The sequence below is a fragment of the Paenibacillus eucommiae genome (assembly GCF_017874215.1).
GTDB classification, from domain to species: Bacteria; Bacillota; Bacilli; order Paenibacillales; family NBRC-103111; genus Paenibacillus_AI; species Paenibacillus_AI eucommiae.
Map to the genome: position 1 here is coordinate 194,448 of NZ_JAGGLB010000010.1, position 10,403 is coordinate 204,850.

The 10,403-nt window shown below is 47.8% G+C and carries 8 protein-coding genes; 2 read left to right on the forward strand and 6 right to left on the reverse strand.

The window, feature by feature from the left end; all coding sequences use genetic code 11:
* Window positions 1-10: 10 nt before the first annotated feature.
* From J2Z66_RS16455 to J2Z66_RS16475, 5 genes are all read right to left on the reverse strand, one after another.
* Window positions 11-901, reverse strand: coding sequence for a carbohydrate ABC transporter permease (locus tag J2Z66_RS16455; protein WP_245375614.1), 891 nt, complete (start codon window positions 899-901; stop codon window positions 11-13).
* 12 nt (window positions 902-913) lie between these two features.
* On the reverse strand, window positions 914-1,891 hold the full coding sequence (locus J2Z66_RS16460; RefSeq protein ID WP_209972533.1) for a carbohydrate ABC transporter permease: 978 nt from the start codon (window positions 1,889-1,891) through the stop codon (window positions 914-916).
* A complete protein-coding gene (locus J2Z66_RS16465; RefSeq protein WP_209972534.1) occupies window positions 1,888-4,878 on the reverse strand; it encodes an extracellular solute-binding protein in 2,991 nt (996 codons plus the stop codon). Before J2Z66_RS16465 ends, J2Z66_RS16460 begins: the two co-directional genes overlap by 4 nt.
* Window positions 4,875-6,011: an ABC transporter ATP-binding protein gene (locus J2Z66_RS16470; RefSeq protein ID WP_209972535.1), complete on the reverse strand. Its 1,137-nt coding sequence runs from the start codon at window positions 6,009-6,011 to the stop codon at window positions 4,875-4,877. Before J2Z66_RS16470 ends, J2Z66_RS16465 begins: the two co-directional genes overlap by 4 nt.
* Window positions 6,012-6,131: 120 nt before the next feature.
* Window positions 6,132-8,024 carry a glycosyl hydrolase family 28-related protein gene (locus J2Z66_RS16475; protein ID WP_209972536.1) on the reverse strand — a complete coding sequence of 631 codons (1,893 nt, stop codon included), beginning with the start codon at window positions 8,022-8,024 and terminating at the stop codon, window positions 6,132-6,134.
* 282 nt (window positions 8,025-8,306) lie between these two features.
* Here J2Z66_RS16475 and J2Z66_RS16480 point away from each other — a divergent pair, with 282 nt between their 5' ends.
* Complete coding sequence (locus J2Z66_RS16480; protein WP_209972537.1) at window positions 8,307-9,074, forward strand: MerR family transcriptional regulator; 768 nt, start codon at window positions 8,307-8,309, stop codon at window positions 9,072-9,074.
* A 303-nt stretch (window positions 9,075-9,377) separates the two neighbouring features.
* Here the strand turns inward: J2Z66_RS16480 and J2Z66_RS16485 are convergent, their stop codons facing one another.
* Complete coding sequence (locus tag J2Z66_RS16485) at window positions 9,378-9,803, reverse strand: HEPN domain-containing protein (protein ID WP_209972538.1); 426 nt, start codon at window positions 9,801-9,803, stop codon at window positions 9,378-9,380.
* Window positions 9,804-10,033: 230 nt separating this feature from the next.
* Between J2Z66_RS16485 and J2Z66_RS16490 the strand changes: the two genes are divergently transcribed.
* Window positions 10,034-10,366 (forward strand): helix-turn-helix domain-containing protein, encoded by a 333-nt coding sequence (locus J2Z66_RS16490; RefSeq protein ID WP_209972539.1) that lies wholly within the window; start codon window positions 10,034-10,036, stop codon window positions 10,364-10,366.
* Window positions 10,367-10,403: the final 37 nt, after the last annotated feature.

Sequence of the window (10,403 nt, forward strand, 5' to 3'; positions counted from 1 at the left end):
TTTTCATGGGCTATTTCACCCCGGAATGAAGCATCGTGGACAATACCCTCTTCTGAAACAAAAGAAATATGATCAGATTGGGTAAAAAGATCAAAAGGCCGGCAGCTGCCGCCATCGTTTGTCCAGCTACGCTGTTGTGCAGTCCGCCCGCCAAACTGTTGACGTAAAACGCCAAGGTACGCAGAGTTTCATCCTGTACGTACAATGAGGATGTTTCGGTATCCCCCCAAACACCTTGAAATGTAAAAATCGAAATAGTTGCAATAGCTGGAGTCGATAAGGGAACGATCAGCCTGGCAAAAATGCCAAATTCCGATGCCCCGTCCAGCTTGGCAGCTTCCACCAGCTCGTTAGGAATTTGTGAAATAAACCCGATTAGCAAAAATACGGCAACCGGCGATGCTAAATGAGGCACGATATGAGCCCAATATGTATTTGTGATTCCGATGCCGCTAACGATTAAAAATCGCGGAATTTGTACGGTTTCCGGCGCAAACATAAGGGACACCATAATCATGGCCATCGTCAGCGCCTTAAAATGAAAGCTGCGTTTGGCCAGTACATAAGCAGCCAGCGTGCTAACGATAATAACTGAAGCCAACGTAATGGAGGCAACAATAACCGTGTTGAACAAATACCTGGTGAACGGTACAACATCGCTGTTCGCATGCAGAAACAACAATTCGAAGCTGCGCATCGTCGGATGCTTGACCAAGAAGGTCGGCGGGAACAAAAACAGTTCGTTCATCGGCTTGAATGCCTGGCTAATAATAAACACGATGGGCAGCAGCATGAACAGCGCTAGCGCGGTTAATCCTGCGGCGAGTAAGATATCAAAGGGCTGAATGCGGCGAAGCCGCTTCCTTATTTGTCTTGTTTGCCTCATTGGCACGATTGGCATGATGGGCACGATCTAGACATCTCCCTTCGTTCCGAACAGACGGTATGCGAATCTCATCACGAAAAACGAGATAACAAGCAGCACCACGGAGACAGCAGAAGCGTACCCGATTTGGAAGCGGATGAAGGCGTAATCGTCGATATGATTACTGATCAGGTGACCGATGTACTGCGGCGTAATCGCCATCCCGGTCAGCTGTACGGATATACTCCCCGCCTTCAAAGTCGATACAATCGTCATGACGGCGCTGAACAGCATCTGCGGCTTCATCGACGGTATCGTAATATAGAAAACCTCCTGCAACCTGTTCTTGATGCCGTCGATTCGGCCTGCTTCATAAAGCTCGGTGTTGACGGTCTGCAAGCCGGCAAGCATCGCCAGGAAGCCAACGCTAAAGCTGATCCACAAGGAAACGAGTATCATGATGTCGAGCAAATAGCGCGAATCCTGCAGCCAGACGCGGGGCAAATCGATCCACCCCATGTCGATCAGGAAGTTATTGAGATAACCGACCCGGTCTCCGCTGAATGTGGCGATCCATACGACGGAAAGCGCGACGCCGCCTGCCATCGACGGAGCATAAAACGCTAGTGTATAGTAGTCGCGCATTTTTTTCGGCAGCTGATGAATGAGCCACGCAAACAGAAACGATAACAGGTAGCCCCCCGGACCAACAATCAACGCAAATTTGAACGTATGGGGCAGCGCGTGCTTCAGAAATACGATATCCTGTGTCAGCAGGACGATGTAATTTTTAAAGCCGATAAAGGTAGGAAGCGTGAACCCGTCGAACGAGGTAAAGCTTAATAAGCCTGCCATACATACGGGTATGATAATAAACAGCGTGAACACTAGCAGGAATGGGGCCAAAAATAAGTAGCAGATCCGATCCCGCCAGCATTCGCTCACAAATTGCCGCAGCCTTTTGGCAAACAAGGGGGCTTGCGCGGCAGTACCCTTGTTCAAGGAGACTTGCCTGCCTGGTGTCATTGTCCCTTCACCTCCCTGTCAAATGGATGCTCGATAGCGGGAACCTGCAGGTTTGCATCCCCTGAGATGCCAAAATCCTCCTGCCTCCGCATCATCTCACGCTGCAAGGAAACTTCCGCCGACTCCAGCGCCTCCTTGGGCGGCTTGCCTTTCAACACTACGGAGTTCCAGGCAAAGTCCATTTCCCTCGTCAAAAAGTAGTATCCCGGCACATAAGGCACATTTTTCACCCATCGTCCCTGCTCCATGATCGTCTGCAAATCCTTTACCGGCCACGAGAGTGATGCCATGGCTTGCAAATTGGCCGTATTCCAGCGATATTCCAAGCCGTACAAAGACTCGATGTCGTTCCCGTATTGAACTTGGGTCTGCTTCGAGGTCCACCATTGGAGAAATTCCCATGCTTGCTTCTGTTTGCCGCTCTTCTCCATGATGATCGCACCGGAAACCGACTGATCGGTCCAACGCACAATTTCTCCATTCTTCTGTTTGATTCCGGGAACAAGTGCTATTTGCCAATGACCCGTAATTTCGGGAGCTGCTACCATCAGCTGCACATACAGGTTGAAATCAGCTATGCCAACCGGCATATCGCCGTCACGAAAGTGATTCAGGAAAGCTGGCGCCTCCAAAGGCAAATAATATTTTGAATATAAATTTGTCCATTGCTCAAAGCCTTCCAGCGCTTTTTCGCTGCCAAGATTGTTTTTGAGCCCCTCAGGCGCATACAGCTCAGCCCCGTTCTGAAACATGTACGGCAGGAAGTTTTTAGTCGGTACGTACATAGTCATCCCATTTTCTTGCAAGGTGGGCAGCAGTTCATACACGTCATCCCACGTATCGGGCACCTTCAGCTTCAACCGGTCAAATATATCCGTCCGGTAAAACAACACCTGGAAGTTCTGAACCTCGGGAAGCGCATAAGTACCGCCATCGTAGGCGAAAGAACGCATCGCCCCAGGGTTGAACCGCTCGTAGACCTCTTCGAAGCCGGGAAATTTCGTCAAATCAGCAACCGCGCCGCGCATCGCATAATCAACTGGCGTTTCCATCGATACACCCAGCGCCACGTCTGGCTGTTCACCGGAAGCATTGCTCAGAATAAGCTGGTTCGGATTGGGCATCAGATTGATATTGACTTCAATTCCGGTGTTTGGCGTAAAATCGCGATCGACCATTTCCCGCAGCAAGTCGGCATAATCCCGTCCTCGCTGTACCCATACCGTAATCGCTTCCTGCTTGTTCAGCTTTCTCGTATCGTAGGACATATAGAACGTACGAGCAAAATTGCCAAGCGCATAAGGAATGCGGTTAAGCTCATTCGGTTCTTTGAGGCCTGTTTGGGCATCCGGCGTACGCACGACGATATAATCGAGCAGCACGGACTGGTTGCTGAGCGTCGGCAGCCATGTGACGATATTGCTCTGGATCTTCGCAAAATCCGTCATCCGGTTCGGGATATCGTTCACGTAGGCGGCCATCGTCTGCAAGTTTTCAATGGCTACATCAAGGACGGTCGTTAGATCGGATTTATTCTGGTTCAATCCATCCACAAATGCGGCTATTTGTTGAAACTGCCCGATAATCGACCGCAGCTTGTCTTCGATGCCAGGATCGGATTTCTGCAAATTCCAGGTACGCAGCGTATCCAGATTTTGCGTCGTAGCACCAGCGCCTTGGCCGTAATTACCAGTGATAAGGCGGATTGATCTATCCAGGGCATCCATCTGCTGGAGGGCATGCTGCAAAGCGATCACGGCCGGCTTTGTCAAAGAAGCGTCCGCTATGAGACGCACGGTATGTTTGCCTTTCGTTAAATAAAATTGAAACGGAATGCCGTTCTCATCCTGAAGCGTACGAATCTGGAAGTTGTCGTTAGCAGGAATCGCATAATGGAGCATTTCCCGAAAAGGCACTTGACCGTCGAGCATCAGCGTTCGATAAGCTTGCAGCCCCCTCCGGAAACCCTGATAAAACTTCAGATCGAGGTTGTACCAGCCGTCATCAGGCACCTCAATCGTCCACTCTACCCAATCCCCAGGAGTACGCCACCGTTCTCCACCCAGTACGTTGTAGACGATCCTGCCCTTCGGATCAGGGGAAATATACGGCTCGGAAAAATAATTCGTTTGCACCGCTATATTCGATTTTTGCAAGTACCGTTCCGCTTCGATCACTTCGTACCACGTTTGCGCTGCGGTGTCGGGATGGGCTTGCTTATACTCGTTGTAAGCCGGTATCGTCTCCGGAGCCGCCCAGCGCAGGCTTGTCAGCGCAACCGGCTCTTTGCCGCCAATGAGCCGGATCGTATGAATGCCCTTCGTAAGCTGAAACTCAAGCGGTGTGGATGATACGTCGTAGCTGGTGACAAATGTGCTTTTCATGCCCTCGATTTCCATCTGTACAGGGCGGACCTCCTGGCCGATCGCATTTTTATCGTAAGGAAATTTAGCGTCTTTCCAGTATCGCTCCAGCGTGATTTGCTCTGCTTCCTTGAAGGGAAGGCTGCCGTCAATCATCAGCCCGCGAACGATGTTCGAGTAGCTCCCCTTTACTGGTAAATAAGCAATTTCCAGCCGGTAAGCACCCGTTTCCGGAACGTCAACCTCCCATTCCACCCACCCGCTCTCGCTCAGCCAATACAACGCCTTCTCACCGGATGGTTCCGTCCGCACTTCAAGGGAGGCATCCGGCGAAGCGTCAGAATAGTTAACTGCGTTAATATTAAAAGCATGCATAGCATTATGGGTGGCTTCACCAGTGCTTGGACCGATGCTTGGATCAGTGCCAGGTTGGGCACCAGTACCTTTATAAAGCATGGCATATGAAGGTACTGTGCCTGCTTGCGGCTCAAACGAAAATAGATCGGCAGCGCTTACATTTCGTGCATACGTGATCTGCTCCTCCCAGTAAAAGAGCCGGATGACTGTCACCAGCAGGACCACTACCGCCGTAAGGATGATCATTTTGCGGTACGTTCGCTTCATTTCTGCCCAGCTCCCCGATACCCAATGGATTCCGATGTTTTTTTATCAAAATAATGGGCTTTATGCATATTGAATGTAAGGTGGACATGATCGCCTTTTCGTACCGGGACATGCGTTCCGGCTCTTGAAATGATGCCGTAATCCCCGATATTCAGGTAAACATAAGAATCCGCTCCCATTAACTCAATCATGTCGACAATGGCGGGTACCGTCCATTCCTCTTTTTCCGCCATCGCCTCTGGTTCGACCAGCGTCACCTGCTCCGGTCTTATACCAAGCACAACTTGCCGCAAATGGGTGGAGCTGTTATTTAAAATATCTGTATACGCTTTGGGTACCAGCAGCTTCAACCTGCTATTTTCGAAATAATAATCCCCATCCCTCTTGATAATGCCGCCTTCGATGAAATTCATTTGCGGCGATCCGATAAAGCCTGCCACAAATAAATTTACAGGGCATTCATACAGCTCATGTGGAGGTGACACCTGCTGGATGATCCCGTCCTTCATGACGACAATCCGGGTACCCATGGTCATGGCTTCCACCTGATCGTGCGTCACATAAACGGTCGTCGTTTGCAGCGCAGCATGCAGCTTAATCAGCTCTGCCCGAGTCTGCGCACGCAGCTTCGCATCGAGGTTGGATAAGGGTTCATCCATCAGAAACACTTTCGGCTCCCTGACAATGGCTCTGCCCAGTGCAACCCGCTGTTTTTGTCCTCCGGACAGCTGATTTGGCTTTTTGTCGAGCAAATGCGATATTTCCAATATGCGCGCCGCGCGGGATACCTTCAGCTCGATTTCATGCTTGGCCGTCTTGCGCAGCTTTAAACCGAGCGCCATATTTTCATATACGGATAAATTAGGGTATAGGGCGTAGTTCTGGAACACCATGGCGATATCGCGGTTTTTGGGAGAGACGTAATTCATGTATTTGTCATCTATGTACAGTTCGCCCTGCGTGATATCCTCCAAGCCGGCAAGCATGCGCAGCGTCGTCGATTTGCCGCATCCGGACGGACCGACCAGCACCAGAAACTCTCCATCATCCACCGATAGATCGAAATCATTAACTGAGGGTTGGGCTTCTCCCTTGTAGTTTTTATAGACATGTTTAAATTGAATGCTTCCCATGCTGCCACCCCCTTGCCCGATCGAAACAGATAAAGCGATATTTATTTCTATCGGGCAGCTATTGGTACTGCTTCTGACTGCTTTGGAAGAGTAGATCACTTTCGAAAAGAATGCTCACACTTAGGTGATCGCATTGTAGATTGGTATAAATCCAATGGAGCTGCCATCCTTGTCAAAGACTTGCAGCTTTCTCGAAACGGCTCCGAGCGTACTGGCAGTCTGCGTTCCATTCGTACTGATGCTTGCATTCGTCGTGGAGAAAATATTCGGCGTCGTTCCTGCGTCATAGCCGATTTTTTTAATGATTACGTTCTCAATGCTGTTCATGATGAAGTTGATGTTCGTTTCCGTTCCGAAGCAATAAATGCCATAATTAGTTTGACCCGTTTTCCCGATAATCACATTTCCAACTAAATGACAATCCGAGAGGTCACCGTTGAGAGCAACCCCGAACGTACCGCCGTATATATAACAGCCTTCAATGATAACCCGCTCGCAAACGCCCAGTGATTGTATCCCCGCATTGGTCGTATTGTAAACGTGGCAATTCGCTATCAATATATCGGTTGCAGTAAACAAGATCCCTTGCGTTCCGGCCCCATTGATCCGTATGTTTTCCAGAGTCAACCCGATAATCTTCCCGCCCATTTGTCTGGCATATATCGACGGGCCTGAGCCCGCTATCCGTTCCATCGTCACATTGGACACCCTGGTATTCAGCAAAGCCCCGGGTCTGGCGATTGGGGTGCCGATCTGAATGCCACCCGTATTTGATGCGCTCCAGTCATTAATCGTAAGGCCATCGATGAAGTTTCCTGTAACGTCTGTCGTCAAAGCATTCGTAATGGCGGCCCCAGCACCACATTTTTTAGCCGTGCAGCCGATAATGCCCGATAGATTGGAGCTTTCAATAACAAATCCCGTATCCGTACAATTCAGGGCGATGCAGTTCATAATCAAATTTTGCGTACCGCTTGTAAACACACCGTCAGCAGCTTTACCTGCGACACCACAATCTTTCAGTGTGCAGCCGGTTATTTTGCAGCGCACCGAGCCTCCGCCGATCCCAATGCCGACTCCTGGTATGCCGCCCCCTCCAATCGTATTTTGCACAATGCAATTGTCGACGATCGAATCGGTGCAGCTCACCATATATATCGCTACCGTTCGAACCGTCAAGCTGAGCCGATTCGCCTGATTGGCATCCACGACCATATCCGCAACCTCGATCCCGCTCAACTCGCTTGCCCAAATCATCGCTTCGTAGTTGGATGTGTTCGCCGATTTGATCACTGTTGAGCTCCCGCTTCCCATGATCTTAACGTTATTATAGGGAATGCTGAGAGTCGAGCTGACAATATAGGTCGATGATGGCAGGAACACAACACCGCCGCTTGTTTGGCTATTGATTGCGGCCTGTATAGCTGCGGTATCGTCTGTGCTCCCGTCTCCTTTTGCCCCGAACCATTTGACATTGACAGGACCTTCATAAATCCGCTTGAACCTTTTACCGGAAGTACTGACCAGCACCAGGCCCGTATTATCCAGCGAAACAGAGTCAGCTGCATCGTAGTAGAAAGGCCCTTCCTGCATGATATCGGTTACATAATAAACACTGCCCGAAACGGGAGTCGCCATAGCTCTTAGCTCTGCAATAGTCGCCAGAATCACACAGCTTTCGTCAACGCAGCTTTTGACTTTCAGTTTCAATCCTTGCCCGAGGATGTCCGCCTCACTGGATTCAGACGGTCCGTATACTGTTTCCGTAACACTGCCTCCCGATTTAGCGAATCCAATCCCGCTGTTTAGCAAAGTTCCGGCCGCCATACCCAGTCCTGCGATACCGATGGAAGATAGCAGTTTTCTTCTGCTGATTATGCCAGCCGTCCCACCTGATTGCCGATCTCCTTGGTCCATTTGGTCCATTTGGTCCATTTGGTCCATTTGGTCCATTTGAACCTCTAGACCCTCTTTACCCTCTTGCCCTTCAAACGAATGAAACTGATTCTTCATTGCATTTCCCTCCTCATTTTTTTTATAAATGATTGACTAAGAAGCGCTAACAGAACAGTTGACGTTCACAGGATTCTTATCCTCCCCCTCCCTTCTCTCCCTTTTTTTGGTCTCTAATATCATGATAGAACCAACCCACGAATCGATCTTTATCATTTTTTCCGTTTTTTTTGCACATTCGTGTTAATCGCACCGCCTCTAAATAAGCGAATTTTTTTCCGAAAATCAGTTGACATTAACGTTACGTAAAGGTGTAAACTTAATTTGTCAGGAGGTGACACCATGGAATACACCGTGCAAAAGCTGGGATCCTTGGCAGGTGTTAGTACAAGAGCCTTAAGATATTACGATGAATTAGGAATTCTTAGGCCGGCAAGAATCAATTCATCGGGATATCGCATTTACGGTCAATCCGAGGTCGATAGGCTGCAGCAAATACTTTTTTACAGAGAGTTGGGCCTTAGCTTGGATCGTATAAAGGATATTGTGACTGCACCGTCTTTTGATGGTAAACATGCACTGAGGGAGCATCGCGAGAAGCTTCTGGAAAAACGCGAGCAATTAGACCTGCTAATAGCCAATGTCGAAAAGACACTAGCTCAGGCAGAAGGGAGAATGATCATGACTAACAAGGAAAAATTCGAAGGTTTTAAACAAAAAATGCTGGATGATAATGAAAGCAAATATGGCCAAGAAATCAGAGCCAAATACGGCGACGAGCAAGTTGACAAATCCAACCGGAAAATTAAAAATATGACCGAGGCACAGTATGCGGAAATTGAGCAGCTTGGCGCTGACGTGCATGCCGCACTTGCAGAAGCTTTCGCAACAGGAGATCCTGCAGGTGAGCTTGCTCAGAAAGCTGCTGATTTGCATCGGCAATGGCTAAGCTTTTATTGGGATAGCTACACCAAAGAAGCCCATGCGGGAGTTGCCCAGATGTATGTGGATGATGAGAGGTTCACCGCTTATTATGATAAGGTGCAGCCTGGATCAGCGGAGTTTTTAAGAGATGCTGTGCTTATTTACACGGGGATGAAGAGCCAATAGAAACTTTGGTGAAACTGGGTTACCAACGAAAAACTTCTTCGCTGCCATTGACTAATAGTCTGAATTTTCATACAATAGCTATATTATTTATAAATTCCGACTCAACTGGGAGATGAGCAGGCATGAAGAATGTCAAAGCCGTTGCAACGGGTATGCTTTATGGTCTATTTGGATTTGCAGCACTGCCATTTCTTCTAATTCAAAGCATTATTGAAATGTTCGGTTGATCCCTTTTATTTTAAGGAAGACGGTCTTTGTGGATCGTCTTTTTTTGTTTCCTTTTCAACTATTAGAATCGCTGTTTTATCCCACATTCAAAGCTAATGAAACCCGGCTGACCAGGTCCCTGATCTTCTGCATTAGTTTTAACAAATCCTCCAGTACAGGCGGCCGGACAAGGATACTTTCGTAATCACTAGCCAGCAGGCATACCTTATGAATGAAAAGCTCGCTGCTTAAATCAAAGCTGCGAAGCTTGCGGGCACAGCCGATCAACTCGGTTAGGGTAACCAGAGCTGGCGGATGTATGCCATTTTCATACGTATATACCGCTTTGAGGATCGACCTTATAGCCATATTACTGTTAGAAATGCACGGTTTAAACAAACCATACTCCCAAAAGTGCTCGCCCATTTGCAAATATTTCAGGGACATCTCACACCAATATGAAATAGATAAAGTTTTATTTGTCAAGACGTCATTTTGTTGAAGGTCATATTCTGGCATCATAGCTGAGCACTCCTTGAACACACATTTTAAAGATCAAAGATCCATTCCACGAATTAAATATTAGCGCAATTAAATGTATTTGGAATCCAATTGAAATCCAATTAAATCCATAAGTCACAAGTAAGCCTCATACTTTCCAGTTTAGCACTATTAACCTATAGGTTCAATTTAAATAAGTATGCATGTAAAGCTACCCCTTTCATTTGCTATAGTTTTAGTGGGTGATAGAAATGAGCTATGATTATTCGCTGATTGGAAAAAGAATCAGAAAGGCTAGAGAAGATCATGGAATTACACAAGAGAAGCTGGCAGAGCAGCTAGATGTCTCCAATGCATACATAAGCAAAATTGAGCGTGGAAAGACACCCATCAACTTACAACGGTTATCTGAGCTATGTGCAATTCTTGAGAAATCTACAGAATATATTCTGAGTGGAACTAATAGTTCAACTGGAGATTATCTGCGCAACGAAATCATGATGATGCTGGAAGGCTGCTCGGCAGAGAAAATCAAATTAATTTCGCAAATTATTAAACCGATTATTGAATTTCATGAAGATTAAAAGGGAACCCTCCGTATAAGAACGGAAGGTTCCGTTT

What these genes read in the sequence shown, in the direction of transcription:
- J2Z66_RS16455 (WP_245375614.1), bottom strand. Translation starts at nt 901, where the DNA reads ATGCCAATCGTGCCAATGAGGCAAACAAGACAAATAAGGAAGCGGCTT.
- J2Z66_RS16460 (WP_209972533.1), bottom strand. Translation starts at nt 1,891, where the DNA reads ATGACACCAGGCAGGCAAGTCTCCTTGAACAAGGGTACTGCCGCGCAA.
- J2Z66_RS16465 (WP_209972534.1), bottom strand. Translation starts at nt 4,878, where the DNA reads ATGAAGCGAACGTACCGCAAAATGATCATCCTTACGGCGGTAGTGGTC.
- J2Z66_RS16470 (WP_209972535.1), bottom strand. Translation starts at nt 6,011, where the DNA reads ATGGGAAGCATTCAATTTAAACATGTCTATAAAAACTACAAGGGAGAA.
- J2Z66_RS16475 (WP_209972536.1), bottom strand. Translation starts at nt 8,024, where the DNA reads ATGAAGAATCAGTTTCATTCGTTTGAAGGGCAAGAGGGTAAAGAGGGT.
- J2Z66_RS16480 (WP_209972537.1), top strand. Translation starts at nt 8,307, where the DNA reads ATGGAATACACCGTGCAAAAGCTGGGATCCTTGGCAGGTGTTAGTACA.
- J2Z66_RS16485 (WP_209972538.1), bottom strand. Translation starts at nt 9,803, where the DNA reads ATGATGCCAGAATATGACCTTCAACAAAATGACGTCTTGACAAATAAA.
- J2Z66_RS16490 (WP_209972539.1), top strand. Translation starts at nt 10,034, where the DNA reads ATGAGCTATGATTATTCGCTGATTGGAAAAAGAATCAGAAAGGCTAGA.